The sequence below is a fragment of the Amycolatopsis saalfeldensis genome (assembly GCF_900110575.1).
GTDB lineage: Bacteria > Actinomycetota > Actinomycetes > Mycobacteriales > Pseudonocardiaceae > Amycolatopsis > Amycolatopsis saalfeldensis.
Map to the genome: position 1 here is coordinate 172101 of NZ_FOEF01000020.1, position 19036 is coordinate 191136.

Genomic DNA, 19036 nt, shown 5'->3' on the forward strand with positions numbered 1-19036 from the left:
GCAATTCATGCGTGTTCCCCCGATGCCGCTGTGGTCCCGCGCGGCTCTCGGACTGGCCGCCGCCACGGCGACCGCGCTGCTGGGCACCGCCGGCACCGCGTCCGCCGCGCCCGCGGTCACCAAGCTGACCCAGGCGCAGGCGGCTTCGCAGCTGTCGGCGGCCGGGGTCACCCACTCGTCCAGCGGCGGGTGCACCACGAGGTCCAACTCCACCTGCACCTCGTACGAGCAGATCAACCAGACCACGGTCAGCGGCGTGATCACGCTCAAGCACGCGAGCGGCTGCGCCATCAACATCACCGGCGGCACCGAGGTGGGCCACGCCTCGGGCACGTACAGCCATTACAACGGTTACAAAGTGGACATCGCGCACAACAGCTGCATCGATGGCTACGTGAAGAGCGCCTTCAGCTACATCGGACTTCGCGGTGACGGCTATCCACAGTGGAAGGCCGCGTCCGGCAACCTCTACTGCGACGAGGGAAACCACTGGGACATCACGTATTACACCAGCGGCGGCTGAGGCCCGCACCGGGGGCTGCCCGCTCGTGAGGGTGGCGGGCAGCCGCCGGCGCGCAGGGATGCGGCCTGGGGGTTCGCATCCCTGGCCCGGTGGCGTCCGAAGTGGACGGTCAGCGGTCCCGGAACTCCCGCGGTGACGCCCCCGTCGCCGCCCGGAAGGCCCGGGAGAAGTGGGCCGCGCTGGTGAACCCGCATTCACGCGCCACTTCCGCGATGCCCGGCGCCGCCTGGTCCGGGCCGGCGAGCAGCGCCTTCGCCCGGTCCACGCGCAGGCCCTTGATCCGCCCGGTGACACCCAGCCCGTCGTCGAAGAGCTGATAGAGCCGGCGGCGTGAGATGAACAGCGCTTCGGCCACCCGGTCGGCGTTCAGCGACGGCTCGGGCAGGTGCGCGCGCATGAATTCGAGCGCCTCGCGCCGGCGGACGGCGAGGGCGCCGGTCCGGTCCAGCTCCAGCCGAAGTGCGGTGCGCAGCACCAATTCGGCCAGTCCCAGCAGATGACGGGCGAGGCCGTCCGGGTCGAGCCGGGGCCCGGCGGACACCACGTGCGCGACCGCGCCGGCGACGAGCGCCCGCAACGGCGCGTCGACGTCCACCGGGTGGCGCAGCAACGGCCGCAGTTCGGCGAGGGTGAGGGAAAGCTCCGCCGGGGCGACCGTGAGCAGCACCTGGCCGCGGTCGGCGGGCCGCAGCTGGAGCGTGCAGCCGGAGAAGGTCAGCCGCACGCCGCCCTCGGCGACCGAGCGTGGGACGGGGCAACGCAGGTGCAACTGGATCCCGGCGGGCCCGCTCGCGGCACCCCTCCCGGCCGCGCGCACCACGAGTTTCCCTTTCGCCACCTCGAGTTCACCCGTACTGCCGGTGCTGTTCACGCTGTCCTCCGCTCGGGAGCCTGCCCGCCGGGCTTGACCGTGCGTGCAGCCATTTCGAACCATGGTTGCACGCACGGTCAAGCCCAGTTCGGGACAGCCTTGGTGACCTCACGGTATGCGCCTGGCTACCGCGGGTGCGGGGCGAGATCGCCCACGCCCGGGTCGCGAGGGGGTTGACCGGTCCGGGTGAACGCGTACCGTCGTGGGGATGTTGCAGTCCGGTGGGGGCGCCGGCCTCACCCTCCTGACCACCGTCCGTGACGATGCGCTCGTGCTGGTGACCGCCGCGGGCGAGATCGACGCGGCGTCGGTCGGCGATTTCCGGCTGGTGCTGGCGCAGGCCTGCGGGGTGGGGGACAAGCTGGTGGTCGACCTCTCCCGGGTCCGGTTCCTCAGCTGTGCCGGGCTTCGTGCGCTGGAAGAGGCCAGCCGGGAGCGGCCCGCGCTGTCCGTCGTCGCCACTGGCCGGCTGGTGTTGCGCGCGTTCGACGTCTCCGGCGTCGGCGATGCTGTGGACGTCCGCCCGCGGCTCACGGAAGCGTGCGCCTTCGCCCGAGCGTGACTTTCCGTCACCGTCGGCCGGACGAGTGGTGCTGACGGCCCGAGGTGGCGCGGACCCGGATCCTGGGTACCCCGAGGGAGGGGGAAACCGAGGAATTCGAGGTGATCCGAGATGTCCACCGGGAGCAGCACTGTGACCGGCCGGGCCGGTGTGCGGGCCGGGGGAGCGGCGGGCCTGGCCGTGCTGGCCGGCCTTTACCTGATCATCGGGCCGTGGGTCGCGCGCTTCGGCGGCGCGGCCGAGCTCGCGGTCAGCAACACCGTGGCCGGGCTGGCGATCATCGCGCTGGCCGCCGTGCGCACCCGTGACACCGGGCCGCAGGCGCTCACCTGGGTCCTGCCGGTGCTGGGGCTGTGGGCGGCGGTGTCGCCGCTGGTCCTGCGCTACGGCGATGAGACGGTGCCGTCGACGGGCGCGTTCGCGGGCAACGTGATCGCGGGCGTCGTGGTGGTGCTGTCCGGTGCCGCCCTGCTGTGGCGCCGCCGGGCGGCTTAGCTCCGGCCGGGTCCTCCTTCGCCGCCGACGGGGCGAGTGTGTCGACAGCCGCCGAACTAATCGGATACAGTGCATCCGCTTAGTTGTCCGGCGCGAGGGAGCCCAGCATGGGAAAACGAAGGACGCTGCTTTCGCTGGGCGCCGGACTGAGCTTGATCGCCGCCACGCTCACCCCGGCCGCGTCGGCCGCGACACCCGGCTCCTGGCAGCCGGACCCGGCCGCGTACGGCGTCAGCGCGCCGGTCACCACGGCGGTGCGGATGGACGACGGGGTGCTGATCTCGGCCGAGGTCGTCTACCCGACCGACCCGGCCACCGGGGCTCGCGCCGCCGGCCGGTTCCCGGTCCTGCTGACCCAGAACCCTTACGGCGCAGGACGTTCCGACCCGGCGAGTGCCGGGGACTACTTCGTGCAGCGCGGTTACATCTACGTCGCCTCCGCGATCCGCGGCACCGGGGCCTCCGGCGGCCAGGTGTCGTGGTTCGGGCAGCGCCAGGGGCGCGACGGCGCGGCACTGGTCGGCTGGGCCGCGCACCTGGCCGGCTCGGACGGCACCGTCGGCCTGGACGGCTGCTCCTACCTCGGCGTCGACCAGTGGTTCACCGCCGCCGCCGTCGGGCCGCGCTCCGCGCTCAAGGCGATCACCCCGTTCTGCACGGATTCGGACTTCTACCGCGACCTGACCGCCGACGGGGGCATCCCCACGGGGTTCGTCGCCGGCATCGCCCACGGCGAGCCCCGCGGCCCGCAGGACGACCCGGCCACCGACCCGCAGTCGGTCACCATCGCGCAGCAGGCGAACGGCGGGCCGCGGTCCTACGACAACGAGTACTGGCAGGGCCTCGACGTCCAGCGGATGATGCCGGCGATCGTGGCCAACGGCGTGCCCGCGCTGACCGAGGCCGGCTGGCGGGACCTGTTCCCCGGCGGCAATCTCGGGGCCTACGTCGCCGCGCAGAACGCCTACTTCCACCGGCCGCTGACGGCTCCGGTCACCGCGGGCGAACCGGTCACCGGCCGGTACCAGGCGATCGTCGGGCCGTGGACGCACGGGGAGAACGTCGACGGGGCCACGCTGCAGAACCTCCGGCTCGAGTGGTTCGACACCTGGCTCAAGGGACAGCGCACCGGCATGGCCGACACCGCGACGCCCCTGCACCTGTTCGAGAACACCGCCGGCCGCTGGGTCGACACGGCCGCCTGGCCACCGGCGCGCAGCGCGGCCACCTACTACCTCGGCGACGGCACGCTGAGCCCGGCCAAACCCGCCGCCGGAACCGGCACGCTCAGCTGGGCACCGGCCACTTCGGCGAACAGCCTGACCTACACCAGCGCTCCGCTGACCAGCCCGGCGGTGCTGGACGGGCCGTCGGGCGTGACCGTGTACGCGGCGTCGACCGCGCCCGAAGTCCAGCTGACGGCGACGTTGAACGTCATCGCCGCCGACGGGACCGTGGTCAAGCAGGCCGACGGCGTACTGCTGGGCAGCCAGCGCCGGCTCGACCCGGCGCTGAGCTGGTACGGCGGCAACGGCGCGCTGCTCCAGCCGGCGCACCCGTTCACCCGCGCCGCCCGGCAGCCCGTGGTGCCCGGCCAGGTCACCCGCTACGACCTCTCGCTGCTGGCGAACTTCACCCGGATCGACGCAGGCGAGCGGATCCAGCTCGTGCTGAACAGCCAGGCGCCGGCGAACTTCCACCTGCCGGTCGTGCCGACCCCGCAGGAGCTGGCGGGCTTGACCGGCGGGGCCTACACCGTGGCGCACGGGCCGGTCTTCGCCTCCGCGCTGAACCTGCCGCTGGCCGGGCCGGGGCTGTTCCGGACCAGCCCGGTCGACTGGGGGCCGCCCGCCTGAGCGCGGGCCAGGAGCTGTCCGGTGAGTCATCGGAGCAAGGGAACGGTCGCGGCGGTGGTAGGTGACCTGTTTGGTGTGGCGGGTGGCGAGGCCTCGGGGTTGCTCGGGCCGGTTGAAGGACCGTTCCGAACCCCAACCACTTGCAGGACACGCTCTAGGCGCGGCGTTTCCGGTGCTGAGCCGCGTGGGTGCTGCTGGCGACGAGCGCGGACTCGACGGTCCCGTGGGCCGTGCCGCTGCCGGGCAAAGCCGGCGTGCCGGGCCGCGCGCGCAGGCCGTCGAGCATGATCCGCAGGTAGCGCCGCCACAGCTCGGGCGTTCCGGTGTGGTCGGTGACCGCGCCGACCATCAGCTGCAGGATCGGGAAATCGGCCGGGCCGACGTCCGGCCGCAGCTTGCCCTGCTGCTGGGCCCTGGCGATCAGGACGTCGACCGCGGTGTCCACCCGGTCGCGCACCTGTCGCTGCCGTTGCGGGCCGCGGCCGGTGCCGAGCATGACCTCGCGCAGCCCGCGGTCGAACGCCTGGTCCTCGCACACCTTCTCGAGCGCGGTGGACAGCCCGGTCCAGGCGTCCGGTTCGGCCAGCGCTTCGGTCAGGGCGCGGTCGACTTTCCCGACCATGTCGTCGAACAGCGCGTCGATCAGTTCTTCCTTGTCGGCGAAGCGCCGGTACACGGTGCCGACGCCGACGCCGGCGTGGTGCGCGACGTCGTTGAGGGTGGCGGCGACCCCGTGGTCGCGGAACACCTCCCGGGCCGCGGCCAGGATGCGCTGCCGGTTGCGCTCGGCGTCCTTGCGCAGCGGGGGGCGGTTTTCGTGATCAGCCGGCACAGGTTTCGAGTCTATCGGGCCCCGGTGCGCCCGTGACGGATGTCGATCCAGTCGTCGTTGGCCAGGCCTGGGCGGTACGGGCTGTCGCGGCGTTTCGCGATGATGCCGGCCAGCCCGTGATCGCGGCTCGCGCGGGCGACCGCGGCGCCGTCACCGGGGTGGCTGGGCGGCACCTGCCAGTGCGGGCCGGCCAGGCCGAGCCCGTCGAGCAGCGCCCGCCGCTCGTGGTGCGGCGAGGACAGCAGCGACCGGAAATCCAGGTGCAGCACGTCGGTGACGAGGTAGAACACCGGGTGCCGGTGCCGCAGCCCGCGGGCCTCGCCGCCGTCGGCCGCCGCCCGGCGCCGGAGCCCGTCCGGGTCCGGGGCGCCGGCGGCGAACACGACGATTTCCCCGTCCAGCAACGCTTCCCTCGCGCCGAGCTGGGCGCCGAGGCCCCGCAGCTCGGGGAAGCGGGAGGTGACCTCTTCGCCCGTCTCGTCGAACGCGGTGATCCGGCCGCCGGTCACGCGCAGGATCGTGCGGAGGCCCGGCCACGCGAACTCGTAGGCCCAGTCCCCGTCCTCGGCCGCGCCCGGCAGCGGGCCCGGCCGCGCGGGCATCGGCGCGAGGAACCGGGGCGTGACCTCGTGCCCGTCCTCGGCCGGGTCGAGCCGGGTGAGCTTCCAGGCGTTGCCGGCGGCCGGGTCGTCGCGGTGGACCAGGGAGTAGCGCCCACGCAGCCGTTCGCCCTGCAGGACGACCTCGACGCGGCGGTCGTTCCAGTGCAGCGCCTCGTAAGCGCCGTGGTCCCAGACCTCGGCGTCGTCGGTGTACTCCGGCGGCTGGTCGTCGATCCGCACCGCGAGCCGGACCTCCTCGGGCGCCCGGGGCACCGCGCGCGGCACGGTCCAGGAGACGAGCACGCCTTCGCGCTCCAGCCGGAGATTCCAGTGCGGCTGCGGGGTTCGCTGCTCGTGGACCACGAACCGGCCGCCCCGCGCGGCGGGCCGCTCCGGCGGCGGTTCGGTTTCCCGGCCACGCCTTCGCCGGTACTCGGCCAGCTCGTCGACCACCGCGGGGCACCCCCGTCCACGTTCGGGAGCCGCCAGCCTAGCCGGTCGGTCAGTCGCCGAGCACCTGCTCCAGCCACGCCTGCCACGCCTTGCCCTGCTGCGCCGCATCGGCGGTGCCCGAGAACAGGTGATGGCCGGCGGCGATCGTCATGCCCAGCGGCCAGCGGCCGTGGAAGCGCAGCAACGCGTCCGGCGTCCGGATGCCGGCGTACTGCGGTGTCGTGTAGTCCAGGACGCCCTCGATCGGCGGGAGGCCGTCGACGGTGAACCGCACCGCCTGGCCCAGGACCGGCTCCGCGGGCAGGCCCAGCGCGTCGAGCAGCTTGGGCCAGGCGGCGGCTTCGGCGGAGGCGGCGGGGCCGTCCGCGATCACGTACTCCGCGCTGCCGCCGGGGAAGTGCGCGAGGTACTGGCCGAGGGTGTGCAGGTACATGTCCCAGCCGATGGCGAAGCTCTCGTGGTACTCGTCGCCCCAGTCGCGGTTGGTGAAGCTGTGGTGGATGAAGCGCAGGATGGAGGCACCGCCGTCCGCGGCTTCGATGAGGTACTCGAAGGCGTCGAAGCCGCCGTCCTCGGCCGGCGCGCTGCGATAGGCGAAGCGGCGCGGCGGCTCCCACGCGGTGATTTCGGCTTCGCTCTCGAAGCCGCCCATGGCGAAGCGGATCTTCCGCGCCTCGCCGTCCACCTCGTGCTTGCCCATGAACCACGAGTCGATCCCGGGCCCCGTGGCCACCGCGTCCCACACCCGCTCCGGCTCCGCCGGGAGCCGCACCTCCTTGGCCACCTCGAACTCGCGTGCCATGACCGTTTCCTCCTCGTTCGCCGAAGTCCCACCGTGCCATTGACAATAATATCTGTCAAGGGAGGCGGCGGCCTCCCGTGATCGGTGCCAGACTGGCGGCCGACCGACCAGAAGGGGACCAGCACCATGCCGACTGTCGCCGAACAGCTCATCGACGTCCTCGTCCAGTCCGGGGTGCGCCGGATCTACGGGGTGGTGGGCGACAGCCTCAACCCCGTGGTCGACGCCGTCCGCCGCACCGGCGGCTCGGCGCGCGGCGGCATCGACTGGATCCACGTGCGCAACGAGGAGGCGGGTGCCTTCGCCGCGGCCGCCGAAGCGCAGCTGACCGGCACGCTCGCGGTGTGCGCGGGCAGCTGCGGACCGGGCAACCTGCACCTGCTGCAAGGGGTCTACGACGCGCACCGCTCGGGCGCGCCGGTGCTCGCGATCGCGTCGCACATCCCGTCGGCGCAGATCGGCACGGGGTTCTTCCAGGAGACGCACCCGGAGCGGCTGTTCGCCGAATGCTCGCACTACTGCGAGATGGTCAGCTCACCCGAGCAGATGCCGCGGCTCGCGCGCATCGCCGTGCAGAACGCGGTGGGCCGCCGCGGCGCCGCCGTGCTCGTGCTGCCCGGCGACGTCTCGCACGAGTCCGCGGCGCAGCCCACCGGCGAGTGCTGGTCGCTGCCCAGCCCGCCGGCGATCCTGCCCGCCGCCGCGGACGTCGACCGGCTGGTGGAGCGGGTGAACCGCGCCGAGAAGGTGATGATCATGGCCGGCGCGGGCTGCCGCGCCGCGCACGCCGACGTGCTCGCGCTCGCCGAGGCGGTGGGCGCGCCGGTCGGGCATTCCTTGCGGGGCAAGGAGTTCGTGCAGTACGACAACCCGTTCGACGTCGGCATGAGCGGCCTGCTCGGCTACGGCGCCTGTTACGAGGCCATGCACGAGGCCGACCTCGTCCTGCTGCTCGGCACCGACTTCCCGTACGACACCTTCCTCCCGCAGCGCAACACGGTGCAGGTGGACATCGACGCGGCGCGCATCGGCCGCCGGTCGGTGCTCGAGTTCGGCGTGCTCGGCGACGTCGGGGAGACGATCCGCGCGGCGCTGCCGCGGCTCGCCCGCAAGCCGGACCGCTCGTTCCTGAACGCCATGCTGCGCAAGCACGAGCGAGGCCTGCAACGCACCGTCGACACCTACACCAAGGACGTCGCCCAGCAGGTCCCGCTGCACCCGGAGTACGTCGCCGACATCCTCGACGAGGAGGCGGCCGAAGACGCGGTGTTCACTGTGGACACCGGGATGTGCAACGTCTGGGCCGCCCGCTACCTCACCCCGAACGGGCGGCGCCGGCTGATCGGCTCGTTCGTGCACGGCAGCATGGCCAACGCGCTGCCGCACGCGATCGGCGCGCAGACCGCCGACCCCGGCCGCCAGGTCGTCGCGATGTGCGGCGACGGCGGGCTGGCCATGCTGCTGGGCGAGCTGCTCACGCTCAAGACCCACGCGCTGCCGGTGAAAGCCGTGGTGTTCAACAACTCCTCGCTCGGCATGGTGAAGCTGGAGATGCTCGTGGACGGCCTGCCGGACTTCGGCACCGACCACGACCAGGTGGACTTCGCCGCGCTGGCCAAGGCCGCCGGGCTGCACTCCCGCCGGGTCGAGAAGCCCGGCGACGTCCGCGACGGCATCCGCGAGATCCTGGCCCACGACGGCCCCGCGGTGCTCGACGTGGTGACCGACCCGAACGCGCTGTCCATCCCGCCGAACATCACCGCTTCGCAGGTGCGCGGCTTCGCGCTCGCCGCCAGCCGGACGGTGCTCGGCGGCGGGGTGGGGAAGATGCTGCAGCTGGCCAAGTCCAACCTGCGCAACATCCCGCGGCCCTGAACCCCTGACGGGCACGGCGAAACGCCCGGGGCCACCGAAGCGGCCCCGGGCGTTCGTGTCCTCTGTGGAGGGTCAGTCCGTCTCGGCCATCGCCTCGGCGAACTGCGCCGCGTACAGCCGGGAGTACGCGCCGCCCGAGTGCAGCAGCGTCTCGTGGTCGCCCTGCTCCACGATGTGCCCGGACTCCATCACCAGGATGACGTCCGCGTCGCGGATGGTGGAGAGCCGGTGCGCGATGACGAAGCTGGTGCGCCCGGCGCGCAGCGTGTTCATCGCCCGCTGGATGAGCACCTCGGTGCGGGTGTCCACGGAGCTGGTGGCCTCGTCGAGGATGAGGATCACCGGCTTCGCCAGGAACGCCCGCGCCACCGTGATCAGCTGCTTCTCGCCCGCGCTGACCGTGCCGCCCTCGTCGTCGATCACCGTGTCGTAGCCCTCCGGCAGCGTCCGCACGAACCGGTCGACGTGGGTGGCCTTCGCCGCCTCGACGATCTGCTCGTGGGTCACGTCGTCGGCGCCGTAGGCGATGTTCTCCGCGATCGTGCCGCCGAACAGCCACGCGTCCTGCAGCACCATGCCGGTCTTGTCGCGCAGCTCCTCGCGGTCCATCTTCGCGATGTCGACGCCGTCGAGGGTGATCCGGCCGCCGTCGATCTCGTAGAACCGCATGAGCAGGTTGACCAGCGTGGTCTTGCCGGCGCCGGTCGGCCCGACGATCGCCACGGTCTGGCCGGGCTCCACGGTGAGCGACAGGTCGTCGATCAGCGGCGTGTCCTTCAGATAGCGGAACGACACGTCGTGGAACTCGACCCGGCCGCGCACCGGGTCCGGGCGGGCCGGCTCGGCGGGCTCGGGCTCCTGCTCCTCGGCGTCGAGCAGCGCGAACACCCGCTCGGCCGAGGCCACGCCGGACTGCAGCAGGTTCGCCATGCTGGCGATCTGCGTGACCGGCTGGCTGAACTGGCGCGAGTACTGGATGAACGCCTGCACGTCGCCCAGCGAGAGGCTGCCGGACGCGACGCGCAGCGCGCCGATGACCGCCACCAGCACGTAGTTCAGGTTGCCGATGAACATCATCGCCGGCTGGATCGTGCCGGAAATGAACTGCGCCCGGAAGCTGGCGGTGTACAGGGTGTCGTTGTGCTCCTTGAACACCTGCTCGGCCTCCGCGCGCCGGCCGAAGACCTTCACCAGCGAGTGGCCGGTGTACATCTCCTCGATGTGCGCGTTGAGCCGCCCGGTCGTCGACCACTGCTTGATGAACTGCGGCTGCGCGCGCTTGCCGACCTTGGCCGCGACGAACACCGACGCGGGCACGGTCAGCAGCGCGATCACCGCCAGCAGCGGCGAGATCAGGAACATCATCACCAGCACACCGACCACCGTGAGCAGCGAGGTGACGATCTGCGAAAGCGTCTGCTGCAGCGACTGCGCCAGGTTGTCGATGTCGTTCGTGACGCGGCTGAGCACCTCGCCGCGCGGCTGCCGGTCGAAGTAGCGCAACGGCAGCCGGGCGAACTTCTCCTCGACGTCGCGGCGCAGCTGGTACACCGCGTTCTGCACCAGCCGGGTGGTCAGCCGGGCCTGGACCAGCCCGAAGAACGACGCGACCACGTACAGCGCCAGCACGATCATCAGGATCTGGCCGACGGCGCCGAAGTCGATGCCCTGGCCGGGCATCAGGTCGACGCGGGTGTACAGGTCCGCGAGCGTGCTGTTGCCCTGCGCCCGCAGCCCCGCGATCACCCCCTCCTTGGTGGCGCCCGGGGGCAGGCCCTTGCTGATCACGCCGGCGAAGATGAGGTCGGTGGCCTGGGCCAGCACCTTCGGCCCGACCACGGTCATCGCGACGCTCAGCGCGCCGAGCACCAGCACCCCGGCCAGCGCCGCCCGCTGGGGCTGCAGCAGCCGCAGCAGCCGGCGCATCGAGCCCATGAAGTCCAGCGCCTTCTCGGCCGGCGCGCCGGCGGCCATGAACCGCCCCGGGCCCGCGGTCGGCTGGCCGGGCCGGTTGGTGCGCGCCGCCGTGGGCCGCTCGCCGACTTCGGTGGCGACGCCGCCCTCGCCGGGCGCGCTACCCTCACTGGGTTGATTCTCGGTACTCACGCTGCCTCCGTGCCTTGCGGGATACCCGCACCCAGTCGGCACCGCGAGGAGGTGCTTCGCCATTGTGTACTCACGCTGCCTCTGTGTCTTGCGGGATACCCGCACCCAGTCGGCACCGCGAGTGGTGCTTCGCATTGTGTACTCACGCTGCCTCCGCCTCGGTCAGCTGCGAAAGCACGATCTCCCGGTACGTTTCGTTGCCGTCCATCAGTTCGTGGTGGGTTCCGGTGCCGACGACGCGGCCTTCGTCGATCACGATGATGCGGTCGGCGTTCCGGATGGTGCTGACCCGCTGCGCGACGATGACCACCGTCGCTTCGCGGGTTTCGTCGGCCAGCGCACGGCGCAGGGCCGCGTCGGTGGCGTAGTCCAACGCGCTGAACGAGTCGTCGAACAGGTAGATGCCCGGCTTGTGCACCAGCATCCGCGCGATGGCGAGGCGCTGGCGCTGGCCGCCGGAGACGTTGGTGCCGCCCTGGGCGATCGGCGAGTCGAGCCCCTCGGGCATCCGCTCGACGAAGTCCTTGCCCTGCGCCACTTCCAGCGCGTGCCACAGCTCTTCCTCGGTGGCGTCCGGCTTGCCGTAACGGAGGTTGCTCGCCACCGTCCCGGCGAACAGGTACGGCTTCTGCGGCACCATGCCGACCGCCGACGCGAGCACTCCCGCGTCGAGCTCGCGCACGTCGACGCCGTCCACGCGCACGGTGCCCTCGGTGGCGTCCATCAGCCGGGGGATCAGGTTGAGCAGCGTGGTCTTGCCGCTGCCGGTGCTGCCGATCACCGCGGTGGTCTCCCCGGGCCGGGCCAGCAGCGAGATGTCCTCCAGCACCGGCTTCTCCGCGCCGGGATACCGGAACTCGACGCCGGTCAGCTCCAGGTGGCCGTGCACGGCGCCGGGGGAGACGGGCTCGAGCGGCAGGACGACGCTGGACTCGGTGTCCAGCACCTCGCTGATCCGCTCGGCGCTGACCTCGGCGCGCGGCACCATCATGAACATGAAGGTGGCCATCATGATCGACATCAGGATCTGCAGCAGGTAGGCCAGGAACGCGGTCAGCGCGCCGATCTGCATCTCGCCGCTCTCGATGCGGTGCCCGCCGAACCACAGCACGGCGACGCTCGAAACGTTCACCACCAGCATCACGGTCGGGAACATCAGGGCCATCAGCCGGCCGACCCGCAGCGAAACGGTGAGCAGCTCGTCGTTCGCCCGGCCGAAGCGCTCGCGCTCGTGCTTGTCGCGGACGAACGCGCGGATCACCCGGATGCCCATGATCTGCTCGCGCATCACCTGGTTGATCTTGTCGATGCGCACCTGCATCTGCCGGAACGCCGGGCGCATCCGGGCGATGATCACGCTGACCGCGATGGCCAGCGCCGGCACGGCGACCAGCAGCAGGCTGGAGAGCGGCACGTCCTGGTTCAGCGCCAGCACGATGCCGCCGACGCACATGATCGGCGCGGACACCATCAGCGTCAGCGTCATCAGCACCAGCATCTGGACCTGCTGGACGTCGTTGGTGGTGCGGGTGATCAGCGACGGCGTGCCGAAGTGGCCGACCTCGCGCGCGGAGAAGTCCTGCACGCGGTGGAACACCGACGCGCGGACGTCGCGGCCGAGCGCCATCGCGGTGCGCGCGCCGAAGTAGACGGCGCCGACCGAGCCGGCGATCTGCACGAGGGTGATCAGCAGCATCACGCCGCCGATCCGCATGATGTAGCCGGTGTCGCCCTTCACGAGGCCGTTGTCGACGATGTCGGCGTTCAGCGTCGGGAGGTACAGCGCGGCAAGGGTCTGCACCAGCTGTAACAGGACGACGAGCCACAGGGTGGCTTGGTAGGGGCGCAGATGACTGCGCAGCAGACGGATCAACACGGGCGTGTTCTCCCCCAGGTGGTGGTGTTCGGTTCGGTGACTCTGTTGTTCCGGGTGACTCTCGCTGTTCCGGTGACTCTGGTGCTGCCTTGCCGGCGCCGGGCGCAGCCCCCGCTACGACGCCGGCGCGGTGGCCCCGGCGGCCACCGCGGTCAGTTCGGGCATCCCGGCCGCGGCCTCGCGCAGGAGTTCCACGAAGATCGGCAGGAGCGAGTGCTCGTCCTCGCTCTGCATCCACGTCTGGAAGGCGATCCGGGACGCGCTCTGTACGATCCCCGCCAGCATGCACGCGTGCAACGGGTTTGTCCCCTCGCCCGCGCGCTCGGCCAGCGCATCGGCCAGCAGCCGTTCCGAGTCCGCGTGGGCGCGCAACATCTCGCCGAAGAGGCCGTGGTTGTGCAGCATCTCGCGGATCCGGTGCACGTCCTCCCGTCGCGGCTGCTCCTCCCGCAGGTGCTGGACGGCGGTGGCGTTGATGATGGCGTCCCAGAGCGGCTCGTCGGCCGGACGTTCGAGCAGCGCGTCGCGGATGCGCTCCTGGCGTTCGACGATGAAGGAGCAGACCGCCTGCTCCTTGCTGGCGAAGTAGTTGTTGAATGTGCGGGGCGAGACCCCTACTTCGCTCGCGATGTCTTCGACCCGCAGCTGGTCCATGCCACGCTCCATCGCCAGGCGCAGGGCGGTGCTCGCCAGCGCCTTTCGCGCGGCGCGCTTCTTGCGCTCGCGCAGGCTCATGACGGGAGCGGACTCGGGGGGCATGCCCGCAGTGTAGCAAAAAAGTGCGCGCCCCGAAAAAAGCTGCGCGGCCCGCACTTTTCGGCCACGGTCTTCCGCTCGCGCGACTGTCATGACCGGGCGATCCGGGCTACGGTTGTTACCGAGCGTGAGTACGGTCCGGCCAACGGCGGAGGTGCGCGGCATGCGGGCGATGTGGAAGGGCTCGGTCTCGTTCGGCTTGGTGAGCATCCCGATCCAGCTGTACGCGGCGACCGAGAACAAGAACGTCTCGCTGCGCCAGGTGCACGAGGCCGACGGCGGGCGGATCCAGTACAAGCGGTTCTGCACCGTCGACGGGCAGGAGGTGCCCTACGCCGAGATCGCCAAGGGCTACGAGCTGCCCGACGGCGAGATGGTGGTGCTCACCGACGCCGACCTCGCCGCGCTGCCGCTGTCCACGCAGCGCACCATCGACGTGCTCGAGTTCGTGCCGCTGGAGTCGATCGACCCGATCCAGTTCGACAAGACCTATTACCTGGAGCCGCAGAAGAACGCGGTGAAGCCGTACCTGGTGCTGCGTGACGCGCTGCAGAAGGCGAGCCACGTGGCGGTCGCCAAGGTGGCCGTGCGGCAGCGGGAGAGCCTCGCGCTGCTGCGCGTGCACGGCGACGTGCTGGTGATGACCACGATGCTGTGGCCGGACGAGGTGCGCACCCCGGACTTCCCGTTCCTGCGCGAGGATCCGCCCCAGGTGCGCCCGCAGGAGCTGACCATGGCCGGCTCCCTGATCGACTCGCTCGCCGAGCCGGTCTTCGAGTCCGAGAAGTACTCCGACCACTACCGCGAGACCCTCGAAGCGATGATCGAGGAGAAGGTGGCCGGAAACGAGACCGCGAAGCCCGGCGCCGTCGGCGCGAAGGCCGACGTGCTCGACCTGATGGCCGCCCTGGAGGCGAGCGTCTCCGCCGCCAAGAAGACGCGCAAGCCCGCGAAAGCCGACTCGGCCGACGAAGTCGAAAGCAAGCCTGCCGCGAAGAAGCCGGCCACCCGCACCCGGCGGCCGAAGAGCGCCTGACGGCCGAGGGTCACGCTGTTCGGCCGCCAGAGCACCGGACCGGGTGACGGCGACACGCCGCCGGTATGCCAGACTCCGGCGCTCCCCGGTGCTACTAAGAAAAGTGTCCGGCGAGAACCCCAGTATTTGCGCGGAAGGCGGCCTGAGCATGGAGTGCGCGTTCTGCACCAGCGGCATCGACCACTGTCACGGCACCCTGATCGTTCACCCGGACGGCGGGTTCACCGAGTGCGCCGACCCCGGCTGCGCGGATCCGGACCGGATCCGGCACGGCCTGATCATCGACTGCCACACCGTCGACGGCGGCTGCGAGTGCACGCTGCCCGCCGAACGCGAGACGGTGCTCCGGCAGGCTTCCTGAGCCCTCCCGCGGCCCAGTGACCGTGAAGGCCTCCTTGCCCGCGTCGCACGCGGTGAAGGAGGCCTTCACGGTGTCCGGCCCCGGTGACCCGGCCCGGCCGGTGATCCTTACCCGATCGTGTATGCAGCTGTGTACATTCTGCTTGGCGATGTGCTAACACTAACGAGGTCCTTCGGCTCTCCCTCCCCCTCGGAGCCGGAGGACCCTTTACTTTCCGCCGGTTTCCCGGCCGGTGCGGGCTCAGTACCAGTGGGCGCGGCCGCCGATGCGACGGCCGGTGCTGCCGACCACCGCCAGCACGGCCCCGGCCACGGCGAGGACGATTCCCACGGTCCACAGGACCGGGATGCTGGCGATGAAGCCGATGACGAGCAGGATGATCCCGAGAACGATCACGGTTTGCACTCTCCTTCGTTGGTTACGCGGTCCCGGCGAGCTGCCGGGCTTCGAGTGCGCACTCCAGGAGGATGGCCGTTCCCACCCGCCCCGAAACGGGGACGATCGGAGCAGTCCGGCTCGCGTTCGGCCCAATGCCGGACCGGACGGTGCCGGGCTCAGTACCGGTAGTGGTCCAGCTTGTACGGGCCTTCCACGTCCACGCCGACGTACTCGGCCTGGGCCTTGGTGAGCTTCGTCAGCCGCACGCCGAGGGCGTCCAGGTGCAGGCGCGCGACCTTCTCGTCGAGGTGCTTGGGCAGGCGGTGCACGGCCACCGGGTACCGGTCCGGCTTGGTGAACAGCTCGATCTGCGCGATCGCCTGGTTCGCGAAGGAGTTCGACATGACGAACGACGGGTGCCCGGTCGCGTTGCCGAGGTTCATCAGCCGCCCCTCGGAGAGCACGATGATGGAATTGCCGGCCGGGAAACGCCACTCGTGCACCTGCGGCTTGATCTCGATCTTGGTGATGCCCGGCGTCTTCGCCAGCCCGGCCATGTCGATCTCGTTGTCGAAGTGGCCCACGTTCGCGACGATCGCGTTGTGCTTCATGCGAGCCATCTGGGCGGCCGAGATGATGCCGAAGTTGCCGGTGGTGGTGAGGAAGATGTCGCCGCGCTCGACGACGTCGTCCAGCTCGACCACGTCCAGGCCCTCCATCGCGGCCTGGAGCGCGCAGATCGGGTCGATCTCCGTGACCACCACGCGCGCGCCCTGGCCGCGCAGCGCTTCGACGGCGCCCTTGCCGACGTCGCCGTAACCGCAGACCACGGCGAGCTTGCCGCCGATCATCACGTCCGTGGCGCGGTTAAGGCCGTCCACGAGCGAGTGCCGGATGCCGTACTTGTTGTCGAACTTGGACTTCGTCACCGAGTCGTTGACGTTCAGCGCCGGGAACAGCAGCTCGCCGTCGGCGGCGAGCTTGTAGAGCCGCTTGACGCCGTTGGTGGTCTCCTCGGTGACGCCGCGGACTTCGGCCGCGATGCGGGTGAACCGCTTCGGTTCCTGCGCAAGGCTCTCGGCGAGCGTGCGCAGGACGATCGCGTACTCGTCCGGGTCGTCCGCGGCCGGCCGCGGCACCGCGCCCGCCGCCTCGAACTGCGCTCCCTTGTGGACGAGCAGGGTCGCGTCACCGCCGTCGTCGAGGAGCATGTTGGGGGACTGGCCGCCGGCGAACCGGAACAGCAGGTCGGTGCACCACCAGTACTCGTCGAGGGTTTCGCCCTTCCACGCGAACACGGGTGTGCCCTCGGGCCGTTCGGGCGTGCCGCCGGGGCCGACCACCACGGCGGCCGCGGCCTCGTCCTGCGTCGAGAAGATGTTGCAGGACACCCAGCGCACGTCGGCGCCGAGCGCGACCAGGGTTTCGATCAGCACCGCGGTCTGCACGGTCATGTGCAGCGAGCCGGCGATGCGCGCGCCCTTGAGCGGCTGCGCTCCGGCGAACTCGCGGCGGATCGCCATCAGGCCCGGCATCTCGTGCTCGGCCAGCCGCAGCTGCGTGCGGCCCGCTTCGGCCAGCGCCAGGTCGGCCACGGCGAACTCGACGCCGTTGAGGTTCCGCAGGGTGGGGCTCATGTCTGGTGCTCACTTCCTCGGTAATCAAAGGGGCACAAGGGTTTTCGGGCACGACGGAACGCGGCGGCAGCGAAGTGCCCGGCTGCCGCCAGGGGTTCGGGCCCGGGGTTTCAGGAGGCGCGGACGGCGTCCGGCGCGGGGATTTCCTTGGCGGACGACAAAAAAGCGCCTCCTTCGCAGGAGGCGCCCTTCTCTCGGTGATCGCGGGCCGAGCGTGGCGGAGTCGATGACCCCGTCGCAGCGCCTCTCGGCCCGCAACGCGCCGCAGGGCGGCGCAATGATTCCCGAATCCCACTGTGGCAAGGGCCCCGCGGCGCTGTCAAGCGGGCAGCCGGGTCATGAAGCGCGGGTCACCGCGGGAACTCGGCCCGCACGCCCAGCAGCCGCACGGGCCGGGTCAGCTCGAACCGGCCGAGCACCTCGCGGGCGGCCTGCCCGATGGCGCCGGCGTCGGACGTCGGCTCGGGCAGCGTGACGCTGTGGGTGTGGGTGAGGAACGGGGCGAAGCGCACCTTCACCTCGACGCGCGCCGCCGGGCGCCCCTCGGCCGCGACGTCTTCGGCGACGCGGCCGGCCAGCAGGCCGACCTGCTCGGCGATCGCGCCCGCGTCGGTCAGGTCCTGCTGGAAGGTCGTCTCGCGGCCGCGCGAGCGGGCGACGTACGGGGTGGCGGTGACCTCGGCGTCGCCGATCCCGCCCGCGAGCAGCCGGTACCACGGGCCGAGGCGGGGGCCGAACCGCGAGGCGAGGTCGGCCGGGTCGGCGCCGGCCAGCTCCAGCACGGTCGTCCAGCCCGCCTCTTCGAGCTTCTTGGCCGTCTTGCGGCCGATGCCCCACAGCGCGTCGGGCGCCCGCCCGGCCATCACGTCCCACCAGTTCGCCTGGGTCAGCCGGAAAATCCCGGCCGGCTTGGCGAACCCGGTGGCGAGCTTGGCGCGAAGCTTGTTGTCGCCGATGCCGACCGAACAGGACAGCCCGGTCGCCTCGGCGACACCGTGACGGACCTCGGCCGCGAGCCCCTCCGGGTCGTCCGTGGCCACGCCGAGGAACGCCTCGTCCCAGCCGAGCACCTCGACCACCACCGGGAACTCGCGCAGCCGCGCCATCACGCGGTCGGAGACCTCCTGGTAGGCGGGCGGGTCGCTGGGCAGGAAAACCGCCTCGGGACAGCGTTTCGCGGCCAGCCGCAGCGGCAGGCCGGACCGCACCCCGAACTCGCGGGCCTCGTACGACGCGGTGGCCACCACCGCGCGCTCGGCCGGATCGCCGTTGCCGCCCACCACCACGGGACGGCCGCGCAGCTCCGGATGCCGCGCGACCTCGACCGCGGCGATGAACTGGTCGAGATCGACGTGCAGGACCCAGGCCGTGGCGGACACGCCCCCAGTGTGCGCGCCGCGGGTTCGTTCGCGCCTGCCGAAGCGGCGCCGTCAGAACCGTGCGCGTCAGATCCGCGCCGGTCAGATCCGGTGGTGTCGCCGGACGAGATGCGCGGTCACCCCGCCCGCCGCGGCGAGCAGGGCACACAGGGTGAGCACGGGGCTGGTGGTCGCGAGGCCGGCGACGAGCAGCGCGACCGCGGCCACGTCGAGCGAGACCAGCAGCACGGTGACCAGCCCGCGGCCCCGGGCGGGCCGTCCCTCCCGCAGCGCGGCCACCAGCTCGGGGTCACTGGCCTCGAACCAGCGCTCGATCTTCTCCAGCTCGCTGCGATCATGGTGACTGAGCATGGAAGTCTCCTTCGCCCGGCCTGCCGGCACGACGGGCAGGTACCCCGGCCGGCCTTCCGCCAACCGCCCCACGGCCGATTCACCCGGCCGTCGCAAGGCGTATAACGTCCTATACCGCGGCTCGGTGGCCGCCCGGGCCTCGTGACCGTGCACTGTGGACACTTGATCGGCCGGTCGGGCGACCCGGCGGTGACGCCCGGCCCGGGCGGGTGGTCGTTACACAGGGGGATGCAGTATCGTTACTGCGAGTCACGTCACAGGGTCGGACCACGCCGAGGGGAGCGT

The 19036-nt window shown here is 71.4% G+C and carries 18 protein-coding genes and 1 riboswitch; of the genes, 7 read left to right on the plus strand and 11 right to left on the minus strand.

Annotated elements, in window-relative coordinates:
- Positions 1 to 7 precede the first annotated feature (7 nt).
- Positions 8 to 523 (plus strand): hypothetical protein, encoded by a 516-nt coding sequence (locus BMY97_RS35255; protein ID WP_091625807.1) that lies wholly within the window; start codon positions 8 to 10, stop codon positions 521 to 523.
- A 109-nt stretch (positions 524 to 632) separates the two neighbouring features.
- Here the strand turns inward: BMY97_RS35255 and BMY97_RS35260 are convergent, their stop codons facing one another.
- Positions 633 to 1394, minus strand: a complete 762-nt coding sequence (locus BMY97_RS35260; RefSeq protein ID WP_245787661.1) for a helix-turn-helix transcriptional regulator — start codon at positions 1392 to 1394, stop codon at positions 633 to 635.
- 208 nt (positions 1395 to 1602) lie between these two features.
- On the opposite strand from BMY97_RS35260, the gene BMY97_RS35265 reads away from it, so the two are divergent.
- The 3 genes from BMY97_RS35265 (at position 1603) to BMY97_RS35275 (ending at position 4307) form a co-directional block, all read left to right on the plus strand.
- Positions 1603 to 1956 carry an STAS domain-containing protein gene (locus BMY97_RS35265; RefSeq protein WP_091625813.1) on the plus strand — a complete coding sequence of 118 codons (354 nt, stop codon included), beginning with the start codon at positions 1603 to 1605 and terminating at the stop codon, positions 1954 to 1956.
- A 111-nt stretch (positions 1957 to 2067) separates the two neighbouring features.
- Complete coding sequence (locus BMY97_RS35270; protein ID WP_091625816.1) at positions 2068 to 2451, plus strand: SPW repeat domain-containing protein; 384 nt, start codon at positions 2068 to 2070, stop codon at positions 2449 to 2451.
- A gap of 107 nt (positions 2452 to 2558) precedes the next feature.
- On the plus strand, positions 2559 to 4307 hold the full coding sequence (locus tag BMY97_RS35275) for a CocE/NonD family hydrolase (RefSeq protein WP_091625818.1): 1749 nt from the start codon (positions 2559 to 2561) through the stop codon (positions 4305 to 4307).
- A gap of 154 nt (positions 4308 to 4461) precedes the next feature.
- Here the strand turns inward: BMY97_RS35275 and BMY97_RS35280 are convergent, their stop codons facing one another.
- From BMY97_RS35280 to BMY97_RS35290, 3 genes are read right to left on the minus strand one after another with little or no spacing between them, the layout of a single operon-like run.
- The gene (locus tag BMY97_RS35280) at positions 4462 to 5139 is read right to left on the minus strand and encodes a TetR/AcrR family transcriptional regulator (protein WP_218156945.1); all 678 of its coding nucleotides are present in this window, start codon (positions 5137 to 5139) and stop codon (positions 4462 to 4464) included.
- Positions 5140 to 5150: 11 nt separating this feature from the next.
- Positions 5151 to 6194: a DNA polymerase ligase N-terminal domain-containing protein gene (locus BMY97_RS35285; protein WP_091625821.1), complete on the minus strand. Its 1044-nt coding sequence runs from the start codon at positions 6192 to 6194 to the stop codon at positions 5151 to 5153.
- A gap of 49 nt (positions 6195 to 6243) precedes the next feature.
- Complete coding sequence (locus tag BMY97_RS35290) at positions 6244 to 6996, minus strand: SRPBCC family protein (RefSeq protein WP_091625824.1); 753 nt, start codon at positions 6994 to 6996, stop codon at positions 6244 to 6246.
- Positions 6997 to 7122: 126 nt separating this feature from the next.
- Between BMY97_RS35290 and BMY97_RS35295 the strand changes: the two genes are divergently transcribed.
- Positions 7123 to 8871, plus strand: a complete 1749-nt coding sequence (locus BMY97_RS35295; RefSeq protein ID WP_091625968.1) for a pyruvate dehydrogenase — start codon at positions 7123 to 7125, stop codon at positions 8869 to 8871.
- Between the two features lie 72 nt (positions 8872 to 8943).
- Here the strand turns inward: BMY97_RS35295 and BMY97_RS35300 are convergent, their stop codons facing one another.
- The 3 genes from BMY97_RS35300 to BMY97_RS35310 all read right to left on the minus strand — a co-directional run bounded on the left by BMY97_RS35300 (position 8944) and on the right by BMY97_RS35310 (position 13612).
- Entirely contained in the window at positions 8944 to 10845 is a 1902-nt protein-coding gene (locus tag BMY97_RS35300; RefSeq protein ID WP_177231691.1) for an ABC transporter ATP-binding protein, read from the minus strand.
- Positions 10846 to 11119: 274 nt separating this feature from the next.
- Positions 11120 to 12853: an ABC transporter ATP-binding protein gene (locus BMY97_RS35305; protein ID WP_091625828.1), complete on the minus strand. Its 1734-nt coding sequence runs from the start codon at positions 12851 to 12853 to the stop codon at positions 11120 to 11122.
- Positions 12854 to 12967: 114 nt separating this feature from the next.
- Entirely contained in the window at positions 12968 to 13612 is a 645-nt protein-coding gene (locus BMY97_RS35310) for a TetR/AcrR family transcriptional regulator (RefSeq protein ID WP_245787662.1), read from the minus strand.
- Positions 13613 to 13772: 160 nt separating this feature from the next.
- On the opposite strand from BMY97_RS35310, the gene ku reads away from it, so the two are divergent.
- Both ku and BMY97_RS35320 read left to right on the plus strand, forming a co-directional pair.
- Complete coding sequence (ku, locus tag BMY97_RS35315) at positions 13773 to 14645, plus strand: non-homologous end joining protein Ku (protein WP_091625833.1); 873 nt, start codon at positions 13773 to 13775, stop codon at positions 14643 to 14645.
- A 148-nt stretch (positions 14646 to 14793) separates the two neighbouring features.
- Positions 14794 to 15006: a hypothetical protein gene (locus BMY97_RS35320; RefSeq protein ID WP_091625836.1), complete on the plus strand. Its 213-nt coding sequence runs from the start codon at positions 14794 to 14796 to the stop codon at positions 15004 to 15006.
- A 240-nt stretch (positions 15007 to 15246) separates the two neighbouring features.
- On the opposite strand, the gene BMY97_RS35325 is transcribed toward BMY97_RS35320, so the two are convergent.
- The 4 genes from BMY97_RS35325 to BMY97_RS35340 form a co-directional block, all read right to left on the minus strand.
- Positions 15247 to 15402 (minus strand): DUF6131 family protein, encoded by a 156-nt coding sequence (locus BMY97_RS35325; RefSeq protein ID WP_091625970.1) that lies wholly within the window; start codon positions 15400 to 15402, stop codon positions 15247 to 15249.
- Positions 15403 to 15560: 158 nt separating this feature from the next.
- The gene (ahcY, locus tag BMY97_RS35330; protein WP_091625840.1) at positions 15561 to 17021 is read right to left on the minus strand and encodes an adenosylhomocysteinase; all 1461 of its coding nucleotides are present in this window, start codon (positions 17019 to 17021) and stop codon (positions 15561 to 15563) included.
- Positions 17022 to 17195: 174 nt separating this feature from the next.
- Positions 17196 to 17276: riboswitch (S-adenosyl-L-homocysteine riboswitch) on the minus strand.
- 95 nt (positions 17277 to 17371) lie between these two features.
- Positions 17372 to 18400, minus strand: coding sequence for a DNA polymerase IV (locus BMY97_RS35335; protein WP_091625843.1), 1029 nt, complete (start codon positions 18398 to 18400; stop codon positions 17372 to 17374).
- An 81-nt stretch (positions 18401 to 18481) separates the two neighbouring features.
- Complete coding sequence (locus BMY97_RS35340; RefSeq protein WP_091625846.1) at positions 18482 to 18751, minus strand: DUF3040 domain-containing protein; 270 nt, start codon at positions 18749 to 18751, stop codon at positions 18482 to 18484.
- Positions 18752 to 19036: the final 285 nt, after the last annotated feature.

What these genes read in the sequence shown, in the direction of transcription:
- ahcY (WP_091625840.1), bottom strand. Translation starts at nt 17,021, where the DNA reads ATGAGCCCCACCCTGCGGAACCTCAACGGCGTCGAGTTCGCCGTGGCC.
- ku (WP_091625833.1), top strand. Translation starts at nt 13,773, where the DNA reads ATGCGGGCGATGTGGAAGGGCTCGGTCTCGTTCGGCTTGGTGAGCATC.
- BMY97_RS35270 (WP_091625816.1), top strand. Translation starts at nt 2,068, where the DNA reads ATGTCCACCGGGAGCAGCACTGTGACCGGCCGGGCCGGTGTGCGGGCC.
- BMY97_RS35310 (WP_245787662.1), bottom strand. Translation starts at nt 13,612, where the DNA reads ATGCCCCCCGAGTCCGCTCCCGTCATGAGCCTGCGCGAGCGCAAGAAG.
- BMY97_RS35300 (WP_177231691.1), bottom strand. Translation starts at nt 10,845, where the DNA reads ATGGCCGCCGGCGCGCCGGCCGAGAAGGCGCTGGACTTCATGGGCTCG.
- BMY97_RS35275 (WP_091625818.1), top strand. Translation starts at nt 2,559, where the DNA reads ATGGGAAAACGAAGGACGCTGCTTTCGCTGGGCGCCGGACTGAGCTTG.
- BMY97_RS35290 (WP_091625824.1), bottom strand. Translation starts at nt 6,996, where the DNA reads ATGGCACGCGAGTTCGAGGTGGCCAAGGAGGTGCGGCTCCCGGCGGAG.
- BMY97_RS35340 (WP_091625846.1), bottom strand. Translation starts at nt 18,751, where the DNA reads ATGCTCAGTCACCATGATCGCAGCGAGCTGGAGAAGATCGAGCGCTGG.
- BMY97_RS35295 (WP_091625968.1), top strand. Translation starts at nt 7,123, where the DNA reads ATGCCGACTGTCGCCGAACAGCTCATCGACGTCCTCGTCCAGTCCGGG.
- BMY97_RS35255 (WP_091625807.1), top strand. Translation starts at nt 8, where the DNA reads ATGCGTGTTCCCCCGATGCCGCTGTGGTCCCGCGCGGCTCTCGGACTG.
- BMY97_RS35320 (WP_091625836.1), top strand. Translation starts at nt 14,794, where the DNA reads ATGGAGTGCGCGTTCTGCACCAGCGGCATCGACCACTGTCACGGCACC.
- BMY97_RS35265 (WP_091625813.1), top strand. Translation starts at nt 1,603, where the DNA reads ATGTTGCAGTCCGGTGGGGGCGCCGGCCTCACCCTCCTGACCACCGTC.